Annotated in this window: 23 protein-coding genes, 1 pseudogene and 1 other annotated feature; of the genes and pseudogenes, 18 read left to right on the forward strand and 6 right to left on the reverse strand. The window is 64.2% G+C overall.

The genetic code is table 11. From position 1 onward, the window contains the following. The first annotated feature begins 8 nt into the window (after window positions 1-8). The 6 genes from PA01_00290 (at window position 9) to PA01_18320 (ending at window position 6,037) form a co-directional block, all read left to right on the forward strand. Window positions 9-578: a hypothetical protein gene (locus PA01_00290; GenBank protein KON82524.1), complete on the forward strand. Its 570-nt coding sequence runs from the start codon at window positions 9-11 to the stop codon at window positions 576-578. Window positions 579-813: 235 nt separating this feature from the next. After that, the gene (locus PA01_00295; protein ID KON82525.2) at window positions 814-1,977 is read left to right on the forward strand and encodes a site-specific integrase; all 1,164 of its coding nucleotides are present in this window, start codon (window positions 814-816) and stop codon (window positions 1,975-1,977) included. Between the two features lie 522 nt (window positions 1,978-2,499). Then, window positions 2,500-4,026, forward strand: a complete 1,527-nt coding sequence (gene istA, locus PA01_00300; protein ID KON82526.1) for an IS21 family transposase — start codon at window positions 2,500-2,502, stop codon at window positions 4,024-4,026. 38 nt (window positions 4,027-4,064) lie between these two features. Continuing rightward, window positions 4,065-4,853 carry an IS21-like element helper ATPase IstB gene (istB, locus tag PA01_00305; protein KON82527.1) on the forward strand — a complete coding sequence of 263 codons (789 nt, stop codon included), beginning with the start codon at window positions 4,065-4,067 and terminating at the stop codon, window positions 4,851-4,853. Between the two features lie 432 nt (window positions 4,854-5,285). Continuing rightward, window positions 5,286-5,585, forward strand: a complete 300-nt coding sequence (locus tag PA01_00310; protein ID KON82657.2) for a hypothetical protein — start codon at window positions 5,286-5,288, stop codon at window positions 5,583-5,585. 32 nt (window positions 5,586-5,617) lie between these two features. Next, window positions 5,618-6,037, forward strand: a complete 420-nt coding sequence (locus PA01_18320) for a hypothetical protein (GenBank protein KAI5913741.1) — start codon at window positions 5,618-5,620, stop codon at window positions 6,035-6,037. 124 nt (window positions 6,038-6,161) lie between these two features. Here the strand turns inward: PA01_18320 and PA01_00320 are convergent, their stop codons facing one another. The 5 genes from PA01_00320 to PA01_00340 all read right to left on the reverse strand — a co-directional run bounded on the left by PA01_00320 (window position 6,162) and on the right by PA01_00340 (window position 11,847). Next, window positions 6,162-7,343 (reverse strand): replication protein, encoded by a 1,182-nt coding sequence (locus PA01_00320; GenBank protein ID KON82528.1) that lies wholly within the window; start codon window positions 7,341-7,343, stop codon window positions 6,162-6,164. 425 nt (window positions 7,344-7,768) lie between these two features. Continuing rightward, entirely contained in the window at window positions 7,769-8,860 is a 1,092-nt protein-coding gene (locus PA01_00325) for a ParB/RepB/Spo0J family partition protein (protein KON82658.2), read from the reverse strand. Between the two features lies 1 nt (window position 8,861). Beyond that, on the reverse strand, window positions 8,862-10,058 hold the full coding sequence (locus PA01_00330) for an AAA family ATPase (protein ID KON82659.2): 1,197 nt from the start codon (window positions 10,056-10,058) through the stop codon (window positions 8,862-8,864). 797 nt (window positions 10,059-10,855) lie between these two features. Then, the gene (locus PA01_00335) at window positions 10,856-11,233 is read right to left on the reverse strand and encodes a hypothetical protein (protein KON82529.1); all 378 of its coding nucleotides are present in this window, start codon (window positions 11,231-11,233) and stop codon (window positions 10,856-10,858) included. 32 nt (window positions 11,234-11,265) lie between these two features. Beyond that, window positions 11,266-11,847, reverse strand: coding sequence for a DUF6036 family nucleotidyltransferase (locus PA01_00340; protein KON82530.1), 582 nt, complete (start codon window positions 11,845-11,847; stop codon window positions 11,266-11,268). A 254-nt stretch (window positions 11,848-12,101) separates the two neighbouring features. Here PA01_00340 and PA01_00345 point away from each other — a divergent pair. Further along, a pseudogene (locus tag PA01_00345) lies at window positions 12,102-12,800 on the forward strand (IS5 family transposase). A 784-nt stretch (window positions 12,801-13,584) separates the two neighbouring features. On the opposite strand, the gene PA01_00350 reads toward PA01_00345, so the two are convergent. Beyond that, window positions 13,585-14,807 (reverse strand): IS3 family transposase gene (locus PA01_00350; GenBank protein KON82531.2). Its coding sequence is split into 2 segments (ribosomal slippage): window positions 13,585-14,525 and window positions 14,525-14,807, totalling 1,224 coding nucleotides; the frame shifts between segments, so codons are not numbered across the junction. After that, window positions 14,413-14,529 (reverse strand) — a sequence feature (AL1L pseudoknot). Its footprint overlaps the gene before it by 117 nt. Before the next feature lie 321 nt (window positions 14,808-15,128). On the opposite strand from PA01_00350, the gene PA01_00360 reads away from it, so the two are divergent. The 11 genes from PA01_00360 (at window position 15,129) to PA01_00410 (ending at window position 26,539) form a co-directional block, all read left to right on the forward strand. Beyond that, the gene (locus PA01_00360) at window positions 15,129-16,256 is read left to right on the forward strand and encodes a PAS domain-containing sensor histidine kinase (GenBank protein ID KON82660.2); all 1,128 of its coding nucleotides are present in this window, start codon (window positions 15,129-15,131) and stop codon (window positions 16,254-16,256) included. Further along, complete coding sequence (locus PA01_00365; GenBank protein KON82533.1) at window positions 16,234-16,866, forward strand: response regulator transcription factor; 633 nt, start codon at window positions 16,234-16,236, stop codon at window positions 16,864-16,866. Before PA01_00360 ends, PA01_00365 begins: the two co-directional genes overlap by 23 nt. A gap of 357 nt (window positions 16,867-17,223) precedes the next feature. Next, window positions 17,224-18,225, forward strand: a complete 1,002-nt coding sequence (gene paaA, locus PA01_00370; protein KON82534.1) for a 1,2-phenylacetyl-CoA epoxidase subunit A — start codon at window positions 17,224-17,226, stop codon at window positions 18,223-18,225. Window positions 18,226-18,250: 25 nt separating this feature from the next. Beyond that, on the forward strand, window positions 18,251-18,532 hold the full coding sequence (gene paaB / locus PA01_00375; GenBank protein KON82535.1) for a 1,2-phenylacetyl-CoA epoxidase subunit B: 282 nt from the start codon (window positions 18,251-18,253) through the stop codon (window positions 18,530-18,532). 21 nt (window positions 18,533-18,553) lie between these two features. Then, window positions 18,554-19,309 carry a phenylacetate-CoA oxygenase subunit PaaC gene (paaC, locus tag PA01_00380; GenBank protein ID KON82536.1) on the forward strand — a complete coding sequence of 252 codons (756 nt, stop codon included), beginning with the start codon at window positions 18,554-18,556 and terminating at the stop codon, window positions 19,307-19,309. 22 nt (window positions 19,310-19,331) lie between these two features. Continuing rightward, entirely contained in the window at window positions 19,332-19,865 is a 534-nt protein-coding gene (gene paaJ, locus PA01_00385; protein ID KON82537.1) for a phenylacetate-CoA oxygenase subunit PaaJ, read from the forward strand. A 25-nt stretch (window positions 19,866-19,890) separates the two neighbouring features. Further along, a complete protein-coding gene (gene paaK / locus PA01_00390; GenBank protein ID KON82538.1) occupies window positions 19,891-20,967 on the forward strand; it encodes a phenylacetate-CoA oxygenase/reductase subunit PaaK in 1,077 nt (358 codons plus the stop codon). A gap of 81 nt (window positions 20,968-21,048) precedes the next feature. Continuing rightward, window positions 21,049-22,710, forward strand: coding sequence for a phenylacetic acid degradation protein PaaN (paaN, locus tag PA01_00395; GenBank protein KON82539.1), 1,662 nt, complete (start codon window positions 21,049-21,051; stop codon window positions 22,708-22,710). A 102-nt stretch (window positions 22,711-22,812) separates the two neighbouring features. Then, window positions 22,813-24,132, forward strand: a complete 1,320-nt coding sequence (gene paaF, locus PA01_00400; protein KON82540.1) for a phenylacetate--CoA ligase — start codon at window positions 22,813-22,815, stop codon at window positions 24,130-24,132. A 12-nt stretch (window positions 24,133-24,144) separates the two neighbouring features. Next, a complete protein-coding gene (gene pcaF / locus PA01_00405; GenBank protein KON82541.1) occupies window positions 24,145-25,350 on the forward strand; it encodes a 3-oxoadipyl-CoA thiolase in 1,206 nt (401 codons plus the stop codon). A 40-nt stretch (window positions 25,351-25,390) separates the two neighbouring features. Beyond that, on the forward strand, window positions 25,391-26,539 hold the full coding sequence (locus PA01_00410; GenBank protein KON82542.1) for an ABC transporter substrate-binding protein: 1,149 nt from the start codon (window positions 25,391-25,393) through the stop codon (window positions 26,537-26,539). Window positions 26,540-26,564: the final 25 nt, after the last annotated feature.

Raw genomic sequence — 26,564 nt, forward strand, 5'->3', positions numbered from 1 at the left:
GAGTTCGCATGTCCGCAACAGACGACAACCAGAATTGGCAACTGATCGTCGGCCAACCGTTCATCCCCGGCGTCACCAGGTGGCTCGGCAACCGTTTCGAGTACCGAATCTTCTGCGGCACTCATCTGCTGCAGATCTGCCTGGCCAACCTAGCTGCGCGAGACATCAAGGCGTTCCACCCTGGCTCGGTACCCCTCGGCCTCTGCCAGCTCAACCACACCCTATTCGTGCTGTTTCGAGTGGCCGGCATCCTGGACTGGAGCGATCAGGCGTACTTCCATCGCCTCGTGACTGACCCGGAGGACCGCGAGCTGCCGCCGCATATGCCGGGCACGTACCAGGCGCTGTCGCTCGTCCTCGTCAAGAGCGAAACCGGCCTCGTGCGTGGGCTGCGAGTCGTGAGCTGGAGCGGGCACGCCAGCGCAGTTTTCGACCGCCTCCTGCGTGAGCAGCTCGAGGGGCCGTTCGACCCTGCTGAGCATGCCCGCCGGGTTCAGGAGGTTTACGCCCGCTGCCGCACAAGCGAAGACCTGATGCGGACGGCGCTCCTCACGGAGCGCGCTGGATGCAACCTTTGAATCCCCTGCCCTACCTCGCATGGACGCTCCTTATTGACCCTACGGCCACGGAGCAAGCGAACCGTGGGCGACGCGGTGCGTGCGTTCCTGGCTCCCGTTTAACGCCATGCCCGACTTTCCGGTAATCGCCACCCACCCGCTCTCCCCTGCCCTGCCTGTCCAACCCGGAAAGCTGGTTGTGGGCGCGAACGCCGGCACTCGGACGCTTACCCGGGCCGAGACGGACATAGAGGCCGTGAGCGGCTGGCTCGCAAAGTACGTCGACAACCGGAACACCTTCGAGGCCTACAAACGGGATGCCGAGCGCCTCCTAACGTGGGCCGGAACAAGAGGGAAGGGGCTCGCCGATCTGATGGTCGAAGACCTGACCGACTACGGGCTGTTTCTCCGCGACCCTCAGCCCATCGAGGACTGGTGCTTGGTCAAAGTGCCCCGCTACCTCGAGGACGGCACCGACAACCCGGAATGGCGGTCGGTGCAGCGCCCTTCCCGCTTCCTGGCGGATGGCTCACCGAACCCGGAATGGCGGCCCTTCGTCGGCGCCCTCTCCTGGTCCGCTGCGGGTCAGTCCCTCACTGTGCTGTTCGGGATGTTCGAGCATCTCTGCGGCGTCGGCTACCTGGCCGGCAACCCGCTCCGTGCCGCTCGGAAGAAAGGCTACAAGCCGCGGCGGACGACGGTCGACCGCTATCTCGAGCAGGATCTCTGGCAGCTCGTGCTCTCTCATCTGGAGACGTGGCCACGTGAGACCGCCCGCGACGAAGCGCACTATCAGCGCACACGGTTCCTGGCGGGTTTCCTCAAACTGACCGCGCTTCGTCGCTTCGAGATGGCGAAAGCGAGCACGGCGGACGTCACGCGCATCGAAGGGCGCTGGTGGCTCAAAGTTGTCGGGAAAGGCAGCGTCGACCAGCCCATTCCACTCACGCGCGAGGCAATGCGACTCCTCGGAGCGTACCGGGCATCGACGAGGCGCCCTCCCCTCCCCTCCCCCAACGTTGTCGAGCCGCTTCTGATGGACATCACCGGCACTGGCCGCGCGGTCAGCGTGAAAACCATCCACGCGATCCTGAAGAATCTGTTTCTGTCCGCCGCTCAGGCCTGCACGGATCCTTATCACGCCGGGAAGTTGAAGGCCGCGAGCGCACACTGGTTGCGGCACACTGCCGCGACTCACTTGCTCCAGGACGGGGCCAGCTTGCTCCATACCCGGGATGCCCTCAGGCATGCATCGGTGCAGACAACCGAGATCTACATCGCAACGGATCAACACGCCTTCCACGAGGACATGGAAGCCCGGCAGCGTCTCACAAATACCGACCAGCTCGCGGTAGACAACGAAACGAAGTTGCCTACAACCAACGCGAACGTCGCCTCCAAACGGGCAGATCTCGACTGAAGGGAATCCGGTATGCGCAGCTCACCTCTCCTTGAAGCCGAAATCGAGCAAACCGCGTTGCGGTTTTCCGCAAGCGGCGGGAACTCGGGGCCGAGCACCCTTGACGCTCCGCCCCGTCGTGCGGAACGGATTCTGGAACAGCAGTATTCGGCTGTAGCAGTCATCGAGACCTAGGGGCGAGTCATGGGCACCAAGCTCCTTCAGCCCAAGCCCCCCGTCCCTTCGCGGCAACAAAGCATCGAAATGGCCAATCAGCGGATCGACTTCGCAGCTGGCTCGCTCAGCGCGCTTCCGCCCTGTCATCGACCGGCACATTGAAGCCAGTTGATGATCGGCACATTGAGGCCAGGGCGTGATCGGCATATTGGAGCCAGTCACGGATCGGCACATAGGCGCCAGCGCCGGATCGGCGTAATGGAGCCAGCGTTGTTCTGACGGACGTCTCGACCTTGAGCGGTCCATCGCTACCCTGCCGGGTTTTGGTTTGGCAGGAGGGAGCCGGTGGCCCGCAGGAGCATCGAGATGTACGAGTACCGCCAGGCCCTGATGCGCATGCGTCAGGGCGACTCCGAGCGCGAGATCGCGCGCGCGAAACTGATGGGACGGGCGAAGGCGGCCCGTTTCCGGGAGTTGGCCGCCGCCCGCGGCTGGCTCGATCCGGCGCAGCCGGTGCCGGAGGACGCCGAGATCGCCGCGGCGATCGGCCGGCCGCGCCTGCCGGTGACCGCGCAGTCGTCGATTGGCGCCTACCGGCCGCTCATCGAGCAGTGGTTGGCGCAGGGCGTGTCGGGCGTGGTGATCCACGCCACCCTCAAACGCGAGCACGGTTTCACCGGGCACTATTCCAGCGTGCGCCGGCTCATTGCCGCGATCGAGCGCGAGCGCCCGCCGGAAGCGACCGTGCGCTTGTCGTTCGCGCCGGGCGAAGCGGCGCAGGTCGATTTCGGCGCCGGCCCGCAGCTCGTGGATCCGGCCACGGGCGAGCTGCGCCGCACGTGGGCCTTCGTGATGACGCTGTGTTTCTCGCGGCACCAGTACGTCGAGTTCGTGTGGGATCAGAGCGTGCGCACCTGGCTCGGCTGCCATCGGCGCGCCTTCGAGTGGTTCGGCGCGGTGCCCGCTCGCCTCATCATCGACAACGCCAAGTGCGCGATCACCAAGGCGTGCGCGCACGACCCCGAGGTGCAGCGCGCCTACGCCGAATGCGCCGAAGGCTACGGCTTTCGGATCGACGCCTGCCCGCCCCAGGATCCGCAGAAGAAGGGGATCGTGGAGGCGGGCGTCAAATACGTGAAGGGCAACTTCCTGCCCACGCGCAGCTTCCGCGATCTGGCCGATCTGAACGCCCAGGCGCGCGATTGGGTGTTGCAGGAAGCGGGGCTGCGCATTCACGGCACGACGCGGGTGCAGCCGCTCGCGAGCTTCGCCGTCGAGCGCAGCGTGCTGCGGCCGCTGCCGGCGGTGCCGCCGGATCTGGGCACCTGGCACCAGGTGGCGGTGCATCGCGACTGTCACGTCAGCTTCGAGCGCGCGCTGTACTCCGTGCCGTTCGCCCTGGTCGGCAAACGCCTGTGGCTGCGGGCGACCGACACCGTCGTCACGGTCTATCAGGACTTCAAACCGGTCGCCACCCACGCCCGCGCCCGTCGTCCCGGCGAGCGGCGCACCGTCACCGACCATCTGCCGCCCGCCGCCCAGCGCTTCTTCGCGCACGACCGCAGCTGGTGTCTGCAGCAGGCCGCGGAGATCGGCGAGGCGTGCGCCCGGCTCATCGGGCGGCTGCTCACCGACCGCATCAGTGAGCGGCTACGCGCCGCCCAAGGCGTGCTGCAGTTGAAGAGCCGCTACGGCGCGGCGCGCCTGGAGGCCGCCTGCGCGCGTGCGCTCGACCACGACAGCCCGCATTACCGCACCGTCAAGACCATCCTCGCCGGCGGCCACGACCTGCAGCCGCTCACCGCGGTCAGCACCGAACCCTATGCCGACCGCGCCCGCTTCGCTCGTGCCACCGCGGCGCTCTTCGCTGACGAATCCCCCTCGCTTCACTGACCGGGCGCACGCCCATCTCACCCAAGGAGTCTCTCACCATGAATCCCGCCACCGAACTGGCGCCGCAGCTCAAGCAGTTACGCCTTTCCGGCATCCTCGACTCGCTCGAGGCCCGCAACCGCCAGGCCATTGACGCGAAGCTCGCCTACACGGAATTTCTCGCGCTACTGATCCAGGACGAGGTCGCGCGGCGCGAGCAGAAGAAGTTCGCCACGCGGCTGCGCCGCGCGGCGTTTCGCGCGACCAAGACCCTCGAAGGCTTCGAGTTCGACCGGCTGCCCTCGACCAACCGCGCGCTGGTGCATGATCTGGCCACGGGGCGCTACATCGACGAGCGCGCCCCGGTGCTCATCGTCGGCCCCTGCGGCACCGGCAAGAGCCATCTCGCGCAGGCGCTCGGCCACTGCGCGGTGCGCCAGGGGTTTGATGTCGTGTTCGCATCCTGCTCGCAGCTGCTCGCGAGCCTGAATGCGGCGCGGGCCACCGGCGCGTACGAACGGAAATTGATGCAGCTCGCGCGCGTGCCGGTCCTCATCATCGATGACTTCGGCCTCAAACCGCTGCGCTCGCCCGCCGACGAAGATCTGCACGACCTGATCGCCGAGCGTTACGAGCAGGCGGCCACCGTCGTCACCAGCAATCTCGACTTCACCGAGTGGGACCAGGCCTTCCCCGGCAACCGACTCCTCGCGTCCGCGACCGTCGATCGCCTGCGCCACAATGCCTACTGCCTGACCCTCGACGGGGCTTCCTACCGCGCCCCGCGACAGGGTCCGAACAAGGCCAAAACGGCCCTTGCCGGCACCCCGAAAAACAGCCAATCTTGAACCCCCGCAGACGTTCGTCAGAGCCCGTTCCTGCTGGCTCCTATATGCCGATCATCGGTGGCTCCATTGTGCCGGTCAGTGACACGCCCTGGCCGTCGCAGCCTACCGCTACAACCAAAAGGGCGCCGCTTACTCCTGGTGTTTCAACATAACGCGCCGGCCGGACCGCTCTATGCTGAGGCAGCTCTGGGCGGCGAAAGCGGGATGACGGCGAAGCTTCGTTCCCGCGTGCCCCCTGCCGAGCGCGAAGTGATCCCGGCACAGTTTTGGCGGTAGCTGAAAAACCGCCACGACGTCGGATTCAGCGGACCCGCGCAGCACCGAACCCCGAGCGAACCGCCGCTCTTCGTGCCCTTCGTCTCTAAGCTTTGCACTTTTCCGCTGCAAAGCCTGGCGCGGCAATGCACCCTGCGTAATCAACCAGGGCCTTCCATGGCTGCGCCCACTTCTGAACAACTTGCCCCGCTCAAACGCCTCTGGACTGCCGCCAATGGTCACTTCGGTCAGTGCAAGTACATCGTTGAGTTCCTTCTTGGTCTGTATAACGGCACCCGCTTTCCCGTCGACTTAGCCGGTTTCCGGGCGCTCGATCAAGCAATCTTCCGGGACTGTCTCACCGTCCTCCAGATGGATAGCCAGCCGCAGCAAGAGGTTCACCTGCTACTGGGGTGCTTGATTGGCGAATTCGAAAAACTCGCCGAAGATTGGCGCATTCCGGACCGCTCCATATAGTAGCCACCTCCTCATTGCACAGAGGTCCAACGATGATGTTCATTGCAGCGAAGATCAACGATGTTGACATGCTTCGACTCCGAGACCGTGTGCTGACTGCGCCGGTTTTTGGCGGTACGTACGGGGATTTTCCGTGGGACAGATTCGAGGCGGCCGCGCTCGAAGCCGGCGTTTTGAAGGACCTCGCCAATTTTGGCCGCGCGATCTTCCGGGAGGCTTATCAGCATGATTGGAGCGACGAGCTCAAAGTCGAATGCGGTTGGTTGGACGGCGGGCAACGCCTGGTCTACCAAGCCTTCGCGTTTCCAGAAGATTGCCGCGCGCGTTGGCAGCATCTGCTCGAAACCGATGGTGTCCCGGACGACGTCGAGGTCCCGCCCGTCACAATCGACCCGTATGACTTGGCCGACGGCCTCGAGGCTGTAGGGATCAAGACGAACTTCATGCGGTAAGCTCATCCGGACGACCCATTCCGATTTAGCCATCCCTCCCTTCCCCTTCTTGTCAGTGCAGTGCATCATTTTTTCTAAGTATTTGATTATTGGCGTTATTGCAGGTTGATAAGCGATGAGAGAATCATTCCGCTGCGAACTCTGCCTCATCGCAAACTGCGTGGTTCGGGCGGCGCAGTACAACGTCGCCCTCCTCCCATGACTCGACGAGCCGCGCGTTCACCGGCAGGGTGCGACGCACGCCTTGGTCGTCTTGACATTCGACGTACCCGCCATCCCCCATGCGCTTAAGCACGCCTATTACTTTGCCCCGTCGGCTGACAACCTGCATGCCCTCTGCCCGCTCGAGGAATATCGGCAGCTTCGCGTTGAGCCGCTCGAGGACCGATTTCGACGTACTCCCCCTGTCCTCGTACCGGTCTCGGATCTCGAGCAGGCGGGCGTAGTCCTTCCGCTGCCGAACAAGCGTAGCCAGATACGCGAAAGTGGCTTTTGCGTTGAATTGCCGGATGCGATGCCACACCAGGGCGACCACTGCTCCGAGCTTGCCGCCGTTGCCATGCTCGCGAGCCAGCTTCATGAGCGTACAGATACGACTTCGAGAAAGGCCGAGCGACATGAGTCGAACCAGCTCTGCTGGCAGACGGGTTTTCTTGTCGATTCTATTTTCTGAAGACTCCCCTGCCCTTTCCTGGTCGGTCTTGCGCGGCGCTTCGTGTGGGGGCTGTCCTTTCGAAGAAAGTTGTTGATTAGGGGAAAGTTCAATCTCTTGTATACGGGCTCTCACGGTGAGAGACGGCCCCTGTGGAAAACTGCGCTTCGGCTGGCCAACGACCTCTTCCTTGGCAGCCAGTTGTTCCTGGTAGCCGCCGTTCCTGGCGTGTGCTTGTCCAGCCAGGCCGAGCAGCTGCAATGCCTTCTCGGTCAGCCAAATGCGGCTTACCGAATACTGGCCAAAGGCTTCCCTCGCCCGCCTGCGGCCTTGCTCGCGCGTGATGTACCCCCTCGTTACGAGCTCCGCGAGACCGCGGTAAAGAGTGGGGTGGCTCCCGAGGAGCGACTCGGCGCAGATGCTGTCTCGACTGGCGAAGACTGGCTCGGTGGGACGCTTCACATCGAAGAAGGCCAAGATGCCGTAGAGTGCCTGACGGGCCGTTCTGGCCAAGTCGAGGCAGTTTCGCGGGTTGAGCGCTTCCGCCCGGGCCCGGATGAGCGGCGCCGGCAGAAACCGGGCCTTGGGCCCAGAAGGGGAGGGGAGGGGGGCGTCGAGCTGAACAACCCCCTCGCAAGCCAGTGAAATTGGCACGATAGTCCTTTTTGAGCAAAAAGGACCCCTTTCGGTATTGACACCAACTCGCCGCTCATTAAACTACGGACATGCAACTGTCGCGTAACCGGTTCCCGCCGGTGAGCGTTAAGTCAGGGTTCAATCCCTAGCAGAGGCCAACTTTCCAGAGTTGGCCTTTGTCCTTTCAGGGGTCAGTTGATCTCAGCGTTGTCGCTAGTCGATTCCTCTTACGTTGTCCAAACGACAGCCGTCAGTCTCGTGTTCCCGCACGAGACGAGTGCCGCCTCCAAATGCTCAGAAAGCTGCCCTGTGGACGGTGGGCAGCTTTCTGAACATTCGGAAGGGTAGAAGAGGGCAGTACGTCCGAAGCAGTCATCCGGCACCTCCCTTTCGCTTCATTTTTCGTTAAGTCCCTGTTTTCCGGTCTTATTGCAGGTTGATAATCACTTTTTGTTGCCGTGACCGGCGCTTGCCCGCTCTTTGATAAGCTGAGTAATGAGCGCGAAAGTCGCCTCAGCTTCTTCAGCCGAAGCAAAGGAAAGGCGGACGGTCTTGTCGCTGCGAAGCGCTTCGCAATACTTCGTCTTACCCTGACGGAAGGTGATGGGTTCCGGCCGGGCGGGGCGCTTCAAGGTGTCACTGGCTTTTGCTTGTTGCACCGCAGCAACTTGGGAAAGCTCCGACGTGACGATCTTCTGAACGGCCTCAATGACCTTAGCTGCTTTGCCTTGCTTGGTGAGTTGAGCAAGCTGCTGCACGGCCTTGGCACCGAAGAGGGCAGGGGCGTCGGCGATGCATGCCAAGGCCTCCTCGGGCAGCTCGTCAAACGCCATGAGGGAGCTGATGTACGGCTGACTGACGCCGGCTTCGGCAGCCACCTGCGCTTGCCTCAGCTTCTTCTTCTCCATCCGCCCTTTGAAGCCGAGATACTTCTCGTAGTCCGTGAGGCTCGGGGCGAGGAGGTTGGAGTAGAACGCCGTCCGGTCGGTCTCGTCGTCGTCGAGGTCGAGAATGTTGATGTCAATCTCGTCCCGGCCCAGCTCGCGGAAGAGGCTTACGCGGTTGTTGCCGGCGATGATCTCGTAGCCGCCCTCAGGTCGCAGTCGTACAGTGACCGGGTTCGCCAACGGGTTGTGTCGCAGGTTTTCGCGCAACTCCGCATACTGCTCGGCGGTGAGTTTGCGGCGTCGCCCCGGAATCTCGTGGAGCTCGTCGAGTTTGGCCTTCTGGCGTGGCTGGCTTTCAAGCGCAGTCGCCAGCGCTGCTTCCGCTTCGGCAAGCTTGCGATGAGCCTCTGCCAGCGCCTCCTTGGAGCCATGCTCCGCCTTGAGCTTGGCCAGCTCTGCTTCCGCCGCTTCGGCACGTGCCATGGCGTCCGCCAGTTGGCCGGAGAAAATTGCCAGCTGTCCGGGAGCGGTACGAGCTTCATCTGGCTTCTCTGGAAGCCTTTTCGCCACACCGCCGCTGGCCGTTCGCGCTTGCATGGCGGCCAAGAGGTCGGTGTTCTTCGACTTCATATCCTTCGCGCCGGCCATATCAAGCCCCCTCGTACCAAGCTTTCACGATCTTGTTGTCAATGATTTCGACGACCTGGTCGTAAGCGTCACGAATACGGCTGTAGGTTTTGGCGCCGCCTTCCCACTTGCTGACGTCGTAGACGGTGCCGAAGCCGGTCGCGGTGGTGCCTATGACGCTCGAGAAGGGTATCTCGACGGGCAGGACCTTAGCGGTGTAGGTCGAGACGATCCACTCGCGGACCACGGAGGCCGACGCCTCCTGCGCATTCACCGCGCTCAAGAGGATGTTCACGAAGTCGAACTCTTTGACGAAGTTCCGCTTCTCGAACGAGCTCGCCAGGTCGGAGAACAGCGACCAGTACTGAGCGGCCGACGCGAAGTCCAAGCTCTTGGGCGGCAGCGGCATCAGCATCCCGTCTGCGGCCATCAGGGCGTTGATGGTAAGGTACGAGAGAGAAGGCGGCGTGTCTAACACGATGATGTCATAGTCACCCGCCAAGTCTTGGAGGGCAGGGGCCAGGATGTCCCAGAATTCAAAGCCGGGCTTCTCGGCCACTTTGTGAGGGATGACGAACTCGGCCGAGAAGAGGGTAGGGGCACCGGGAATCAGATCCAGCCCGTCCCAGTATGTGGGTTGGATTGCGTATCGGAGATCCTTCTGGTCCCCGAAAATAAGGGGCATCACCGTCGCGTCGCTGTCGACTTCGGCAGAGGGCAGCAGCCCGCACAGAGAAGAGAGCGATGCCTGCGGATCCAGGTCGACGATGAGCACTTTCCGGCCGCGCAGAGTCAGGCCTTGAGCCAACGACATCGCGGTCGTCGTCTTGGTCGAGCCCCCTTTGAAATTGCTGACGACAACGATGCGGCCGCGTTTTCCCTCGGGGCGTTTCTTGATCTTGCTCTCAGCCTGGACCCATTGCCGCGTCTCAGCCAAGGTGAAGACCCGCCCACGGCCCGCGCCCTGCGCGACCCCTGGGGGCAGGTCACCCTTGCCGATGAGATAATTGATGCGCGCCCGGTCGATGCCGCAGAGCGTCGCTAGCTGAGTGGTTGTGTATTCAGGTGGGTTTTTGCGCGGGTGCGGCTTGAGCATGCTGTCGCGCACCAATGCCAACATGTCGTCTGCGATACCCGCGAGTTCGATGAGTTGAGCTGGGCCGACCTTCGCTTCGATGGGCTTCAGCTTGAGATCAGATTCGGGTGTCGTCAGTGCCATGGCAAGCCTTCTTTGTTTTAGGATCGCGCCTCTTGCACTGAGGCGACGACTAAGCTTCCATTCGACGCTCATGGTGCAAAATAACTCCGAAGCGGAGAATACGCGGTGATGCAGCGGGGCGCAAGTCCACCTCGCATATTCACGCCTACCGCAGACTCCTAAAGAATCAGTCGCTTACCCTGGTTCCCTGAAATGGAGGGTGAAGGCCGCCTAGCTTCTAGCGTCATTTGCAATTAACCGACCGAATGTCTTTGCTTTGTATGCTCTTGGAACTGCTTGCTTGCGTTTTCGGAGTCGCGCGCAGACCGTGGAAGGGTGGGAGTGTAGGTTAAGAAACCTACGACGGTTAATTGCATTAATGAAGAATGAGATTCTAATTCCGGGAGTTGCTGGTAGGACGGCAGCAATCATGCCAACGCGAGTCAGGAGAAGCGAGGCGGTGGTCAGAGTTAAGCACTGGCTGGAAAATAGCCTTAAAGGCAAGGGTGGTCGCGTTCCTATAATGAGCTCGCCATAGCCGGTCTCATCGATGATCAGGAGCCGCAGCGTGGTAAAGGGCTTGAGCTTCTCGTCGAGCCGCCCTTCGTTGTGCGCCTTGGTCAGCGTGCGATGAGGTGCGCTGCGGTACTCAACAGCAGCACCCGGTAGCCAGTCTCCGCTGACAGCCCGCAGGTGCCCTCATGGACGCATTCGCATTCGGGCGCCGCATCCCTTGGTAGAGCACGAGGTTCCGCCAGTGGACCCCGAACGAAAACGGAGCCCTCAGGCTCCGGCGTCAATGAGTTCCGCCAACCAGGTCAGGCAGCCGCTTTGGTCCTGTCCAGAGCATACTGCCTCGTCTGGTACGGCATCAGCTCGCCCAAGCGGCTGGTGAGGTCCATCGAAGCGCCCCATGCCACCGCCAAAGGATCCTTGCAACCGGCGGCCTCAGCTTTGGGTGCAGGTGAGGAGGGCTGGAACTGGCGGATAGCCGAAAGCAGCCGTAGCTTTCGCTCCTTCGGCAGGACGTTGAAGCGGGCCAACCTGTCGACCAGGTAGCCGGCATCTGGCCGGAGGTTGGCGGGCACGTCAGCCAAGTTGGGAACCTCGCCAGCGTACCAGAGGCGTTCAGCGACCTCGCGCAGCAGCTCAGGATCGACACGCGCGAAGCCTTGGCGCACTACGTCGCCAAGCATTCTCTCTAGTGCCGCTCCTCGAGCCAACCTTTTCACGAAGACCTCCTCTCGTCAAATTTTCTTCTAACATGGGCCAAATTCGGGGTCAAGTCAGGCCCCACGTAGTATTTGGCTGCCTCCAGCGCCAATTGTTCAAACCGTTCCCAGGAGGCCTCCGGCAGGGCGAGGAGGGTGAGGATGTCCTCCAGATCCACGTCACCTAGGCGGCCTAGCTTGGACAGGGCAATGTCCTCGATGCTCGGCAGCATCACGACTACGGGTGACTCGCGGGTGCCCTCGAGGGGCACAGAGCGGTCCTGGTAGTCCATGTGGAGCGGGCCCAGGGTCGGGTTGAAGGTTGGGTCGTAGGCCAGCTGCGACGGCCCCTCCTCCGGATCGTCGTAATCCACTGGTGGCAGGTCAGCCAGGATGAGCATCAGTTCGCTCTTGAGCGGCTGCGGATACGCGAACTCGGCGTCGACGTCCGTACTGGCCCGGGACTGGGCGTGGAGATGGACCGCGCAGCCCCCGAAGATGTATGCGTGGACGGCACCGGGCGGCACTTGGCGCCGAGCGAGTTCCTCGCCCAGGTTGCTGAAGAGCTGCAGGATCGCGTCCGTCATCGGGGTGTTCATGATGCCTCCCAGAATGCTGCCTGCAATTGTATCGGGATAGCGTGGAAGGCCCGACTCAAGTTTCGCAGCTGAAGCCCAGCAGAGGAGGTGGCCGCAGTCATGCGTCGCCTCCGATTCTCCTGGTAAGGCGGGCGTAGGCCGACACCCATGCCGCTAGGTCGATCCCGTCAGGTTTGTCTGGTTTGCCAGACAAACCTGACTTGCTAGCAATTCACTTCGAAGCGTTGCCATCCCCAAGGTTAAGCTGGCGCACCCGTGAAGCGGCGCCTGATGCGACCACACTGTTGAAGTTTCGCCGCCTGCTGGAAACGCACGGGCTCACGCGCAAGATCTTCGAGGCGATCAAGACGCACCTCGCGGAGAAGGGCCTGATGATGCGCGAGGGCACCATCGTCGAAGCAACGCTCATCGCCGCACCCCCGTCGACCAAGAACCGCGTGAAGGCACGTGATCCCGAGATGCACCTGACGAAGAAGGGCAATCAGTGGCATTTCGGGATGAAAGCGCACATCGGCGTCGATGCCGAATCGGGCCTGGTGCATCCGGTGGTGGCCACGGCGGCTAACGAGAGCGACGTAAGCCAGACGCACAAGCTGCTGCACGCAGAGGAGACGGAGGTGCTGGGCGACGCGGGCTACCAGGGCGTCGACAAGCGCGAGGAAAACCGCGACAACAAAGTGACTTGGCACATCGCCATGAAGCGCAGCAAGAGTAAGGCGCTGCCGAAGAACCGGCTGGGCAAGCTCCTCGAGAAGCTCGAGCGCGCGAAGGCGAGCATCCGCGCCAAGGTCGAGCACCCGTTCCATGTCGTGAAGAACCTCTTCAAGCACCGAAAGACCCGTTACCGCGGACTGGCGAAGAACGAGGCGCAGCTCTTCTCGCTATTCGGTCTGGCTAATCTGTTCCTGGCGCGCCGACCGTTGTTGGCGCTTCACGCCCGAGGTGCGTCCTAATGGGGCGCCAGGGCGCGAAAAGGGGGGGTGAAATACCTACGGATGGCATCGTTCCGCATAAGAAATGCCAAAGGATTGAAATGTCCTTCGCTGCTTCGTGCGCGCGACCCGTCCAGTGTCCGTTGGAACCGATTTGTTCAGCACTTCCCTAAACCAGCACCGGCGCGAAAACACCCTGCTGCATCATTGCAGTGTGGGTAGGCGCAGCACCCTTCTAATGATTAAGCGGTTGTTCCATCGAGTCGAGATAGTGCCGAAAGGGTTTGTGTATGCGCAGAGTAACGTGTGAGAGGTGACTTGATTGGCGCTCGAGTCGCAGCGAACCCGAACATCAAACCGATCGGTCTCCGGTCCCCGGTAGGGACCGTCCGGCCGGGGCAGCATGGTACCAGCCCGACTGAACAAGGTCTCTGCCGTCACGTCGGCGAGCAAGTGAGGTTTCGTATCGACTTTTCACGCGCCCTCACTATTGTTTGCACGGTCTCGTCGCGCCGGCTGCGGGAAGCCGGATTACTGGGCCGAGTCGAAGCCGGGAAGGGCGATTGCAGGGGGACGTGGGGAGCGGGACTCTTCCGCACCCTCGTTATCCGGGCCCTGCGGGTTCATTCGCCGTGGCGCGGGTTTTCCGCCGCCGCATTCGTTGAGATTTCGTCAGGAGAGAGACATGGCGCGATGTGATGTATGCGGCAACGAGTACGACAAGGCGTTTCAGGTCACGATGGAAGGCCAGACCAAGACGTTCGACTGAATCGCCCCGGGTTTCGCGGAGGCCGTTTTGTGTGAGTCAGGCGGCGACCGCCTGCTCGCCAAGGCTGCGGTAATAGTTTGCCTCGGCTTCGGCTGGGGGAATGTACCCGATCGGCTCAAGTAACCGGTGATGGTTGAACCACGAGACCCATTCGAGGGTGGCCAGCTCGACCGCTTCGACGCTTTTCCAGGGCCCACGCCGGTGAATGACTTCTGCCTTGTAGAGCCCGTTGATGGTTTCGGCGAGCGCGTTGTCGTAGCTGTCGCCCCGGCTGCCGACCGACGGCTCGATGCCCGCTTCTGCCAGTCGCTCGCTGTATCGGATCGAGACGTACTGCGAGCCGCGATCGCTATGATGAATCAAAGCATTACGTTCGGGTTGGCGCGCCCACAGGGACTGTTCCAGCGCATCGAGGACGAACTCCGTGCGCATGGACCGGCTGACGCGCCAACCTACGATGTAGCGGGCGAAGACGTCGATGACGAAGGCGACGTACACGAAACCCTGCCAGGTCGAGACATAGGTGAAGTCGGAAACCCAGAGCTGGTTCGGGCGCTGCGCGGCGAACTGACGATTGACGCGATCGAGCGGACAAGGAGCAGCAGGATCCGGCCGGGTAGTCCGCATGACCTTGCCGCGCATGGCGCCGCGCAGCCCTTTGACACGCATCAACCGCTCAACCGTGCAGCGGGCGACCTCAAGGCCTTCGCGCCGCAACTGCCGCCATACCTTGCGCGCTCCATACACCTGCAGATTCGCCTGCCAGATCCGCTCGATGTGGTCCTCCAGCATCGCGTCGCGACGGGCCCGCGCACAGCGCAAAGCCGGATCGCGCCGGCGCGCCACGGCACGTCGATAAGCCGACGGGGCGACCTGCAGCACCTTGCAGATCGGCTCGACCCCGAAGTGCTCGCGGTGCGTGTCGATGAAACCGTTCATCACTTGTTGCGGCGGTCGAGCTCCGCCTGCGCGAAATACGCGCTGGCCAGGCGCAGGATCTCGTTGGCCTTCTTCAGCTCGCGGACCTCGCGCTCGAGTTCCCTGATGCGTTGCTGCTCGGCGTTCGTGAGCCCCTCGCGCTGGCCGGTGTCGCGCTCATGCTGGCGAACCCACCGGCGCAGTGTCTCCGCCGTGCAGCCAATCTTTGCCGCGATCGAGACGATCGCCGCCCACTGGGATTCGTACTGACCCTTGGCCTCACACACCATACGCACGGCGCGCTCGGTGACCTCGGGGGAGAACTTCGCTGTCTTTTTCATGGGCTCCATCTTCTCAAGAGTTGGAGCCTCCGCAAAACCCGGGGCGATTCAGACAGCTTCGAATGCGCGATCCATGCGTGCGCGCCCGCGTGCGCGCATTGCGGCTGCAAGATCGTCGGCCATGGCGTCGAAGGCGGGGGTAAGTACTTCTGCTGCGTCAACTGCGCGAAGAACGCTGGAGTCGAGCAGCTTCGCGACCGCGCCTGAGCCCGGCCCGGATCGCCATTGCGGTGCGGGTCGGCGTGCCGCAAATCTGTGCCGAACTCGCGGGTGAGGCCGCTCAGCCATTGACGTCGATCGGGAGGAATGTTCCGATAAGCCATGGCCCAACGTGAACCTCCCACCGACGTGCCGGACCGCCAGCCTGAACGCGTGGAAATCGACTTCCGCGAGATCCCTTTCCAGGGAATCGTCGAGCAGTCCTTGGCGGGCGTGTATCTGGTCTTCCGCGAGCGTTTCCAGTACGCAAACTCGACCTTTGCCGAGATGTTCGGCTACACGCAAGAGGAGTTCGTCGGTACGTCGATTCGGGACCTCGTTCTCCCGGACTTCGTTGGGGAAGCGATGGAGTACTATCGCCTTCGCGTTTACGAGGGCGTGCCGTCGATTCGCTATTTCACGCGGTGTCGGCATCGGGATGGCCACACTGTTCATATCGAGGTACACGGATCTCGGGTGGACTACCATGGCGAGCCTGCGCTGGCGGGAGTCGTGATCGACGTCAGCGAGCGCGTCCGGCGAGACCTGGATCTGCACCGGTCGCGACGGCGGCTCAGAGAGCTGGCCTCTTACCTCAACAGCTCGCGCGAGGAGTTGCGCGGACAGCTGGCGCGCGAAGTGCACGATGTCCTCGGTGGAATGCTCAGCTCCATCAAGCTCGACGTCTTCCGCATCCAGCGGCGGACCACCGATCCTGCCTTGGCGGAGATTCGCGAGATCACGGAAGAACTCCTCCCGCTGATCCAGGACACGATCGACACCGCCCGGCAGATTTCGGATGAGTTGCGGCCGCGCATGCTGGATACGCTCGGGCTGGTCGCCGCCATTCGCGGCGAGCTCGAAGCCTTCGGCCGGCGCAACGAGATCCTCGTCGGCTTCACGCTGGAGGGGGACGACCCCGAGCTGTCCGCCGAGACGGCCACGCAATGCTTCCGCGTGTTCCAGGAGGCCTTGACGAATATCGGGCGGCACGCGCAGGCGGAAACGGTCGAGGTGCGGGTGCGCAACCGCGATGGCCGTTTCGAGATGCAGGTTCGCGACGACGGGAAGGGCATCGATCGGCCTTCGATGCGGGAAGGGTCGATCGGGATGTTGAGCATGGCCGAACGTGCGCGCAGCATCGGAGGGTCGCTTTATGTTCACGCCCGCGCCGGCGGCGGCACGGTCGTGCTCCTCGCAGTACCGGGCTATATGGAGCGGCGCAGCAATGATCGAACTGCTGATCGTTGATGACCATACGATCTTCCGCTCCGGTCTGAGGCGCATGCTCTCGGACGAGGCGGACCTGCATGTCGCGGACGAGGCGAGCGACGGCGCGAGCGCGCTGGCGAAGATCCGCACCGGCAAGTTCGATGTCGTTTTGATGGACATCAACATGGCCGGGCGCAGCGGCCTCGACACCCTCGAGTCGATCCGTGCCGAGCGCCCGGAGCTGCCGGTCATCATGCTGTCGATGTACCCGGAGGAGCAGTACGCGGTGCTCGCGCTGCGGGCACGCGCGAATGCCTACCTTTCCAAGGATGTGGAGCCGCAGGAGCTGCTGACCGCGATCCGGCACGTGGTCGGAGGAGGGCGCTACGTCTCGCCGCGCAGTGCCGCCAGCCTCCTGATGCAGATGGACCGTACCCGCGAAGGCGCGCCGCACGAAAAGCTCACCGCGCGCGAGATGCAGGTGATGATGAAGATCGTGCGCGGCATGTCGCTGACCGACGTGGGCATCCAGATGTGCCTCTCGGTGAAAACCGTCAGCACCTACCGAGTCCGCATCCTCGAGAAGCTGGGCCTCGCGAGCAACGCCGAACTGGTGCAGTACGCGATGCGCAACGGCCTCCTCGACTGACTGAGCGCAGAGGGCGCATTTCCCTCCGACGTTTTACCGGGAGGCCGATGACCGGCTTAAAGTTGCTCTCGTCATGCTGCACCAGCAAGCCAGCTGCGAATCATTCGTGTATCACGAGGACTCCCATGTCGGCGTGACCGTGTAGTCGCCGGGGGATGCTGCGGCCTACCGGCTTTCGGGCTTCTCCAATCAGAAAATTCCTACAAAAGGTCGGGAACACTCCGACAGCTCTGGTGGACATCGCTCCCTAAGATTCGCTCCAACGCCTGTTTGGCATGAGTCATGCACGACTCCAAGCGCGCGACAAGACGTATCACGTCTGACAAAGGATGCACGAACTCGGAGAGGAGGAAGAACATGTACGCCCAGATGGTGGACACAGGGATGAAGCGGGTGCAGGGGCTGGACGAGATGTCGGCCGAGGAGCGCGCGTTTCAGGAAAAGATCGACGCCGGCATCAAGATCGAGGCGAAGGACTGGATGCCCGAAGGCTACCGCCGCACGCTGATCCGTCAGATCTCGCAGCATGCGCATTCGGAAATCGTCGGCCAGCTGCCTGAAGGCAACTGGGTCACGCGCGCGCCGACCTTGAAGCGCAAGGCGATCCTGCTGGCGAAGATCCAGGACGAGGCCGGCCACGGGCTGTACCTGTATAGCGCCGCGGAAACGCTCGGCGTGACGCGCGACCAGGTGTACGCGGACCTGCTGTCGGGCAAGGTGAAATATTCCAGCATCTTCAACTACCCGACCACCAGCTGGGCCGACATCGGCACGGTCGGCTGGCTGGTCGACGGCGCGGCGATCATGAACCAGATCCCGCTGTGCCGCTGCTCTTACGGCCCGTATTCGCGGGCGATGGTGCGCGTGTGCAAGGAGGAGTCCTTCCACCAGCGTCAGGGCTACGACCTCGTGATGACGATGGCGCGCGGCACGCCCGAACAGAAGCAGATGGCGCAGGACGCGCTGAACCGCTGGTGGTGGCCGGCCCTGATGATGTTCGGGCCCCCGGACAGCGACTCCGTGCATAGCGCGCAGTCGATGCAGTGGAAGATCAAGATCCTGTCGAACGACGAGCTGCGCCAGAAGTTCGTCGACCAGACCGTGCCGCAGGCCGAATACCTGGGCCTCACCGTGCCCGATCCCGAACTGAAGTGGAACGAGGACACCGGCCATTACGACTTCGGCGAGATCGACTGGGAGGAATTCCGCCAGGTCGTCGCCGGCAACGGCCCCTGCAACCGCGACCGCCTGCGCACCCGGGTGAAAGCCTGGGACGACGGCAAGTGGTTCCGCGACGCGCTGCTCGCCCACGCCGATAAGAAAGCCGAAAGACAAGTCGCGGCAGCCAAGGCCGCCTGATAACGAGATCGAGAGGAGAAGAGAAATGAAGGAATGGCCCCTTTGGGAAGTGTTCATCCGCAGCCAGCACGGCCTCGCGCACAAGCACGTCGGCAGCCTGCACGCACCGGATGCCGAGATGGCGATCAACAACGCGCGCGACGTCTACACGCGCCGCAACGAAGGGCTGTCGATCTGGGTCGTGCCGGCGTCCGAAGTGACCGCGAGCAGCCCCGCCGACAAGGAAGCGCTGTTCGAGCCCGCGAACAACAAGATCTACCGCCATCCGACCTTCTTCCCGGTGCCGGAAGAAGTGAAGCACATGTGATGACGGGATCGGGAGACAGACATGCTGCTCGATGACAAGTCCGTTTATCTGATGCGCCTCGGCGACAACGCGCTGGTGCTGTCGCAGCGCCTGTCCGAATGGTGCGGCAAGGGTCCCGCCTTCGAGGAGGACATGGCGCTGACCAACATCGCGCTCGACCTGATCGGCCAGGCCCGGATGTGGCTGTCCTACGCCGGAGAGGTCGAAGGACGCGGCCGTGACGAGGACGCGCTGGCCTTCCGCCGCGACTCGCACGAGTTCACCAACCTGCTGCTCGTCGAGCAGCCGAACGGCGATTACGCCCAGACGCTGGTGCGCCAGTTCTTCTTCGACGTGTGGCATCACCTTACGCTCGAAGCGCTGACGCGATCGGCTGACGACCGCATCGCCGACATCGCGTCGAAGGCGATCAAGGAAGTCGCGTACCACCTGCGGCGCAGCAGCGACCTGGTCGTGCGTCTGGGCGACGGCAGCGCGGAGAGCCGGCGTCGCATGCAGGCCGCAGTCGACGAACTGTGGATGTACACCGGCGAGATGTTCAACGCCGACGAGACCGAGGAGCTGCTCGGCGCGCAGGGGCTGGCGTGCGACCCCTCGACCTTGAAGGACGTGTGGCTCGCGACGGTGCGCGAGATGTTCGCCGAAGCGACGCTCGAGCTTCCCGCAGGCGAGTGGATGCAGAAGGGCGGCAAGCAGGGCCGGCACGGGGAACACCTCGGCCTGTTGCTCGCCGAGATGCAGTTCCTGCAGCGCGCCTATCCCGGCGCGACGTGGTGACAACGTGGTAAGTGAGGCAGCGATGGTCGACTTGCGCGAATGCAGCGAGAGAGTGTGGGGCTGGCTCGCCGACGTGCCGGATCCCGAAATTCCGGTCATTTCCATCGTCGATCTGGGGATCGTGAGGGAGGTGAACTGGCACGACGAGCCGGCCGGAGCGGTGTGCGAGGTGGTGATCACGCCGACGTATTCGGGATGCCCGGCGACGGAAGTCATCGGCCGCTCCATCGAGGAGGCGCTGCGTGAGCGGGGGGTGGAGCGGGTGCGGCTCGAAAGCCGCATCGCGCCGGCCTGGACGACGGACTGGCTGACCAGCGAGGGTCGCCGGAAGCTGCAGGAATACGGCATCGCGCCGCCTGCCCGTCGTGCCGACGGCCGGCAGGTGATCGACATCAGCGGGCTGCGCCGGCGTACGGCCGATGACGCGCCCGCCGCATGTCCGCACTGCGGCTCGACGCACACCGAGCCGATCAGCCGCCATGGTTCGACCCCGTGCAAGGCGCTTCATCGCTGCCTCGACTGCCGCGAGCCGTTCGACTACTTCAAGTGCCACTGAGAAAGGCACAGCAAAGGAGCAAGAGATGAGCAAGTTTCACGATATCCGGGTCGCCAGTGTGCGCCCCGAGACCCGCGACGCGATCGTCGTCACCTTCGACGTGCCGCCGTCGCTCGCGGAAGCGTTCCACTACGCCCCCGGCCAGCACTTGACCCTGCGCACCGAGATCGGCGGTGAGGACGTGCGCCGTTCGTATTCGATCTGTTCAGGCGCCGACGAGCGCGCGTTGCGCATCGCGATCAAGCGCGTGCATGGCGGCCTGTTCTCGAACTGGGCGAACGACTTCCTGAAGCCCGGCGTGAGCGTGCAGGTGATGCCGCCTTCCGGCCACTTCGGCATCACGCCCGACGCGCACGTCGCACGCCGCTACGTCGGCTTCGCGGCCGGCAGCGGCATCACGCCGATCCTGTCGCTGGTCACGACGCTGCTGGCCGGCGAGCCCGGAAGCCGCTTCACGCTGGTGTACGGCAACCGTTCGTCGTCGAGCGTGATGTTCCGCGAAGATCTCGCCGACCTGAAGGACGAGTACGGCGAGCGCCTGAACCTGGTGCACGTGCTCTCCCGCGAGCAGCAGGACATCGACCTCTTCAACGGCCGCATCGACCGCGAGCGCTGCGACGCGCTGCTCGCGCAGTGGATCGACCCGAAGCGCATCGACGTCGCGTTCATTTGCGGCCCGATGGACATGATGGAAGCGGTGTCCGCGTCGCTGCAGGAGCACGGCGTGCCGAGGGCCGCGATCAAGATGGAGCTTTTCGCGACCAGCCTGCCGAAAGGGCCGCGTCCGGCGCATTCGCATCCGGTCAAGGGGACGGAGGAATGCGAAGTCACGGTGATCCAGGACGGCCGCGTGCGCCAGTTCACGATGCCGAAGAACCGCGACTCGGTGCTCGACGCCGGCCTCGCGCAGGGCATCGAGATGCCGTACTCGTGCAAGGGCGGCGTGTGCTCGACCTGCCGCTGCAAGGTCATCGATGGCGAGGTCGACCACGACACCAACTTCGCGCTCGAGGACTACGAGGTCGCGCGCGGCTTCCGCCTGTCGTGCCAGAGCTATCCCGTCACGGACAAGCTGGTCATCGACTTCGATCAGGAAACCTGACGAACAGGACTGCAGCACTCCCGGCAACGGCCCGCAGAGGCCGCTCCGGCACGATCCCAATACCCTACAGAGAGAATCGAAATGACCCACCCGATGTTTGATCGCCATCAGGCGATGCTCGATCGCGCCGTCCAGGCGGTCACCGAGCGCGGCTACTGGAGCCCGTTCTCCGAAATGCCGAGCCCGAAAGTGTATGGTGAAACTGCGATGGCCGACGGCCGCACCGCGTTCGACGCCTATTGCGGCACCGACTTCGAGCTCGACCAGCCCGGTTGCACCGGCACCGCGGGCGCCGAGCGCTCGCCCTACGGGGTGCCGATGAACATCCGTTATCCGCGCTGCAGCGGCGAAGCGCTGATCGAAGCCTCGCAGGCATCGCGTGCGTCGCTGCAGGCCCTCGGCGCGGAAGGCCGCGTCGGTGCGCTGCTCGAAGCGCTCGTGCGCCTGAACCGGCGCAGCTTCGAGATCGCCCACGCGGTGATGTTCACGACCGGCCAGGGCTGGATGATGGCCTTCCAGGCGGGCGCCGCGCATGCGCAGGACCGCGCGCTGGAAGCCGTCGCCTATGCGTGGCGCGAGATGTCGGCGATTCCCGCGGAAGCCGTCTGGGAAAAGCCGCAGGGCAAGAACCCGGCGCTGGTGATGAAGAAGCGCTACGAGATCGTCGGCCGCGGCGTCGCACTCGTCATCGGCTGCGGCACGTTCCCGACGTGGAACACCTATCCGGGCCTTTTCGCCGCGCTCGCGACCGGCAACCCGGTGATCGTCAAGCCGCACCGCAACGCGATCCTGCCCGCGGCGATCACCGTGCGCGTGCTGCGGGAAGTGCTCGCCGAGGCCGGCGCGGATCCCAACGCGGTGCTGCTCGCCGTCGATGACTCGCGCGAACTGACGCGCTTCCTCGCGACGCACAAGGCAGTGAAGTCGATCGACTTCACCGGCAGCAACAGCTTCGGCAACTGGCTGATCGAGAACTGCCGCCAGGCGCAGGTGTATGCCGAGCTCGCCGGCGTCAACAACGTCGTCATCGAATCGACCGACGACTACAAGGGCATGCTGCGCAACCTCGCCTTCACGCTGTCGCTGTATTCGGGCCAGATGTGCACGACGACGCAGGCGATCCTCGTGCCGGCCGGCGGTATCGACACCGACCAGGGCCACAAGAGCTTCGACGACGTCGCGGCGGACCTCGGCCGGTCGATCGACAAGCTGCTCGCTGATCCGGCCGTCGCTGCGGCGGTGCTCGGCTGCATCCAGTCGTTCGACACGCTCGGCCGCCTCGACGAGGCGGCGAGCTGGGGCGAAGTGGTGCTCGCGTCGAAGCCGGTCGCGCACCCCGAATTCCCCGAAGCGACGGTCCGCACGCCCGTGCTGCTGAAGTGCGACGCGGCCGACGAGGCCGCCTACATGGAAGAGCGCTTCGGCCCGATCGCCTTCGTCGTGCGCACCGCCGACGCCGCGGCGGCGCTTGCGCTGTCGGAGCGCATCACGACCGAACATGGCGCGCTGACCGTGGGCGCATACAGCAGCAAGCCGGAATTCGTGCAGCAGGTCGTCGCGGCGACGCAGCGCGCGGGCGTCGCGCTGTCGCTGAATCTGACGGGCGCGGTCTATGTGAACCAGTCGGCGGCGTACTCGGACTACCACGGCACCGGCGCCAATCCGTCGGCCAACGCGAGCTATTCGGACAGCGCCTTCGTCGCGAACCGCTTCCGCGTCATCCAGCATCGCTTCCCCGCGTAAGCGACAACAAAACCACGACATACCCAGCAGACAGGACGGCGAAGCGGACCCGGACAGGAAGATCCGCCGCCGTTCCAACCCCACAGAGAGAGGAGTACTGGAATGAACGCACGCATGGAACATGGCATCGGGTTCGACCCGATCGAGACGGCCAGCCGCGACGAACTGCGCGCGCTGCAGCTCGAGCGCCTGAAGAAGACGGTGCAGCACGCCTACGACAACGTTCCGCACTACCGCCGCAGCTTCGAGGCGGCTGGCGTCCATCCGTCGGATCTGAAGACGCTGGAAGACCTGTCCAGATTCCCCTTCACGGTGAAGCAGGACTTCCGCGACAACTACCCGTTCGGTCTCTTCGCGGTGCCGCGTGAAGAAGTCGTCCGCGTGCATGCTTCGAGCGGCACGACCGGCAAGCCGACCGTCGTCGGCTACACGCAGAACGACATCGACAACTGGGCGAACCTCGTCGCGCGTTCGATTTACGCCGCGGGCGGGCGCAAAGGCGACGTCGTGCATATCTCGTACGGCTACGGCCTCTTCACCGGCGGCATGGGCGCGCACTACGGCGCCGAGCGGCTCGGCTGCACGGTGGTGCCGATGTCCGGCGGCCAGACCGAGCGCCAGGTCCAGCTGATCCAGGACTTCAAGCCGAAGATCATCATGGTGACCCCGTCCTACATGCTCAACATCCTCGAGCAGTTCGTGCGCCAGGGGCTCGACCCGGCCGAGTCGTCGCTGAAGATCGGCATCTTCGGTGCCGAACCCTGGACCGAGGCGATGCGCCACGAGATCGAGGCGCGCGCCGGCATCGACGCGGTCGACATCTACGGCCTGTCCGAAGTGATGGGCCCGGGTGTCGCGAGCGAGTGCATCGAGAGCAAGGACGGCCCGGTGATCTGGGAAGACCACTTCTATCCCGAAGTCATCGACCCCGAGACCGGCGAAGTGCTGCCGGACGGCGAGGAAGGCGAGCTCGTCTTCACGTCGCTGTCGAAGGAAGCGCTGCCCGTGATCCGCTACCGCACGCGCGACCTTACGCGGCTCCTGCCGCCGACTTCGCGCTCCATGCGCCGCATCGGCAAGATCACCGGCCGCTCGGACGACATGCTGATCATTCGCGGCGTGAACGTGTTCCCGAGCCAGATCGAGGAGCTGATCCTCAAGCAGAAGGAGCTCTCGCCGCACTACCAGATCGAGCTCACGCGCGACGGCCACATGGACAAGATGGAAGTCGTCGTCGAGCTCTCGACCGAAGCGGCCGACCTCGGCCCGCTGCGCCAGCAGGAGATCGCGAAAGTGCTGCAGCACAACATCAAGTCCTACATCGGCATCAGCACGAAGACGACGATGGCGCAGCCCGGCTCGCTCTTCCGCTCGGTCGGCAAGGCCAAGCGCCTGATCGACAAGCGCAACGTCGCGGCCTGAGGAGGGGAGACGATGAACAACGCCTATATCTGCGACGCGATCCGCACCCCGTTCGGCCGCTACGGCGGCACGCTGTCGGCGGTGCGCGCCGACGACCTCGCGGCGTTGCCGATCCGCGCGCTCGTCGAGCGCAACCCTGGGGTCGACTGGGCCGCGGTCGATGACGTGATCTACGGCTGCGCGAACCAGGCCGGCGAAGACAACCGCAACGTCGCGCGCATGGCGGCGCTGCTCGCGGGGCTGCCGCAGGACGTCCCCGGCACGACGCTGAACCGCCTGTGCGGTTCCAGCCTCGATGCGGTCGGCATGGCCGCGCGGGCGATCAAGGCCGGCGAAGCGGACCTGATGATCGCCGGCGGCGTCGAGAGCATGAGCCGCGCCCCGTTCGTGATGGGCAAGGCCGACACGGCGTTTTCGCGCAGCGCGAAGATCGAGGACACCACGATCGGCTGGCGCTTCGTGAATCCCGTGATGAAGGCGAAGTACGGCATCGACTCGATGCCCGAGACCGCGGAGAACGTCGCGCAGGAATTCGGCATCAGCCGCGCCGACCAGGATGCGCTCGCGCTGCGCTCGCAGCAGCGCTGGGCGGCCGCCAACGAGGCGGGCTTCTTCGCGAGCGAGATCGTGCCGGTGGCGATCCCGCAGAAGAAGGGCGAGCCGAAGCTCTTCACGACGGACGAGCATCCGCGCACCGATACGACGCTGGAGACGCTCGCGAAGCTGAAGGGCGTCGTGCGCCCGGACGGCACGGTCACGGCCGGTAACGCCTCGGGCGTGAATGACGGCGCGTGCGCGGTGCTGCTCGCGTCCGAAGCCGCCGTCGATCGCTACCGCCTCAAGCCGCGCGCGCGCGTCGTCGCGATGGCGGCGGCAGGCCTCGCGCCGCGCATCATGGGTTTCGGCCCGTCGCCCGCGTCGAAGAAGGTGCTCGCGAAAGCGGGTCTGACGCTCGCCGACATGGACGTCATCGAGCTCAACGAGGCGTTCGCCGCGCAGGCGCTCGCGGTCACCCGCGATCTCGGCCTGCCGGACGATGCCGCGCACGTGAACCCGAACGGCGGCGCGATCGCGATGGGGCATCCGCTCGGCGCTTCGGGCGCCCGACTGGTGACGACGGCGCTCAACCAGCTCGAACGCACCGGCGGCCGCTACGCGCTGTGCACGATGTGCATCGGCGTGGGGCAGGGCATCGCACTCATCATCGAACGGGTCTGACGCCCGGCGACATAAGAAAGATACCGAAGGAGACTCCCCAATGAAGAAGCGCACTTTCATCCAGTTCACCCTCGCCGCGGCGGCCTGCGCCGCCCTCGGCACCGCCGTCGCCGCCGACCCGATCCGCATCGGCGCGGTGCTGTCGGTCACCGGCCCGGCCGCCTACCTCGGCGATCCCGAGCTGAAGACGCTGCAGATGTACGTCGAGGCGCTGAACAAGAACGGTGGCGTGCTCGGTCGTCCGCTCGAACTCGTGCATTACGACGACGGCAGCGAGTCGGGCAAGGCCAACGGCTTCACCAAGCGCCTGATCGAGAACGACAAGGTCGACCTGATCATCGGCGGCACGACCAGTGGTGCGACGATGGCGATGGCGCCGCTGGTCGAACGCGCGCAGGTCCCGTTCATCTCGCTCGCCGGCGCGGTCGTCATCGTCGAGCCGGCGAAGAAGTGGGTGTTCAAGACCCCGCACACCGACCGCATGGCCGCCGAGCGCGTCTTCGACGACATGAAGAAGGCGGGCCTAACGAAGGTTGCGTTGCTGTCCGAGAACAGTGGCTTCGGCCAGTCCGGGCGCAAGGAAGCGCAGGCCGTCGCCGGGAAGTACGGCATCACGCTCGTCGCGGACGAGACCTACGGTCCCAAGGACACGGACATGACGGCCCAGCTCACCAAGATCAAGGGTGTGCCGGGGGTGCAGGCCGTCTTCGTGTTCGGCCTCGGCCAGGGGCCCGCGGTCGTGACGAAGAACTTCGCGCAGCTGGGCATCAAGCTGCCGCTGTATCAGTCGCACGGGGTGGCCTCGGACGAGTACATCCGGCTCGCCGGTGCCGCGGCCGAAGGTGTGCGCCTGCCGTCGCCCGCATTGCCGGTCGCTGCGAAGCTGCCCGCGACCGATCCGCAGAAGAAGGTGGTCAGCGATTACGCCAAGCTATTTGCCGAGCGCTGGAAGGCGGAACCCTCGACCTTCGGCGGCTATGCCTACGACGGCCTGATGCTCGCGACCGACGCGATGCGTCGTGCGGGCTCGACCGACAAGGGGAAGGTGCGTGACGCGCTCGAAGCGACGACGAATTTCGTCGCGACGAGCGGGGCTTTCAACATGTCCGCATCGGACCACATGGGACTGAGCCTCTCGGCTTTCCGCATGCTGGAAATACGCAACGGTGACTGGACGCTGCTGAACTAAGCCCAGCCCTCCTGTGCTCGACACG

The sequence above is a fragment of the Azoarcus sp. PA01 genome (genome assembly GCA_001274695.2).
Classification (GTDB): Bacteria; Pseudomonadota; Gammaproteobacteria; order Burkholderiales; family Rhodocyclaceae; genus Aromatoleum.

Bases quoted from the DNA above. Each gene is read 5' to 3' on its own strand.
- istA (KON82526.1), top strand. From the start codon at position 2,500: ATGTACGAGTACCGCCAGGCCCTGATGCGCATGCGTCAGGGCGACTCC.
- PA01_00335 (KON82529.1), bottom strand. From the start codon at position 11,233: ATGCTTGGCGACGTAGTGCGCCAAGGCTTCGCGCGTGTCGATCCTGAG.
- paaA (KON82534.1), top strand. From the start codon at position 17,224: ATGTACGCCCAGATGGTGGACACAGGGATGAAGCGGGTGCAGGGGCTG.
- PA01_00325 (KON82658.2), bottom strand. From the start codon at position 8,860: ATGGCCGGCGCGAAGGATATGAAGTCGAAGAACACCGACCTCTTGGCC.
- PA01_00340 (KON82530.1), bottom strand. From the start codon at position 11,847: ATGAACACCCCGATGACGGACGCGATCCTGCAGCTCTTCAGCAACCTG.
- paaN (KON82539.1), top strand. From the start codon at position 21,049: ATGACCCACCCGATGTTTGATCGCCATCAGGCGATGCTCGATCGCGCC.
- PA01_00365 (KON82533.1), top strand. From the start codon at position 16,234: ATGATCGAACTGCTGATCGTTGATGACCATACGATCTTCCGCTCCGGT.
- PA01_00330 (KON82659.2), bottom strand. From the start codon at position 10,058: ATGGCACTGACGACACCCGAATCTGATCTCAAGCTGAAGCCCATCGAA.
- PA01_00290 (KON82524.1), top strand. From the start codon at position 9: ATGTCCGCAACAGACGACAACCAGAATTGGCAACTGATCGTCGGCCAA.
- paaC (KON82536.1), top strand. From the start codon at position 18,554: ATGCTGCTCGATGACAAGTCCGTTTATCTGATGCGCCTCGGCGACAAC.
- paaJ (KON82537.1), top strand. From the start codon at position 19,332: ATGGTCGACTTGCGCGAATGCAGCGAGAGAGTGTGGGGCTGGCTCGCC.
- paaK (KON82538.1), top strand. From the start codon at position 19,891: ATGAGCAAGTTTCACGATATCCGGGTCGCCAGTGTGCGCCCCGAGACC.
- PA01_00310 (KON82657.2), top strand. From the start codon at position 5,286: ATGGCTGCGCCCACTTCTGAACAACTTGCCCCGCTCAAACGCCTCTGG.
- PA01_00410 (KON82542.1), top strand. From the start codon at position 25,391: ATGAAGAAGCGCACTTTCATCCAGTTCACCCTCGCCGCGGCGGCCTGC.
- paaB (KON82535.1), top strand. From the start codon at position 18,251: ATGAAGGAATGGCCCCTTTGGGAAGTGTTCATCCGCAGCCAGCACGGC.
- pcaF (KON82541.1), top strand. From the start codon at position 24,145: ATGAACAACGCCTATATCTGCGACGCGATCCGCACCCCGTTCGGCCGC.
- istB (KON82527.1), top strand. From the start codon at position 4,065: ATGAATCCCGCCACCGAACTGGCGCCGCAGCTCAAGCAGTTACGCCTT.
- PA01_18320 (KAI5913741.1), top strand. From the start codon at position 5,618: ATGATGTTCATTGCAGCGAAGATCAACGATGTTGACATGCTTCGACTC.
- PA01_00360 (KON82660.2), top strand. From the start codon at position 15,129: ATGGCCCAACGTGAACCTCCCACCGACGTGCCGGACCGCCAGCCTGAA.
- paaF (KON82540.1), top strand. From the start codon at position 22,813: ATGAACGCACGCATGGAACATGGCATCGGGTTCGACCCGATCGAGACG.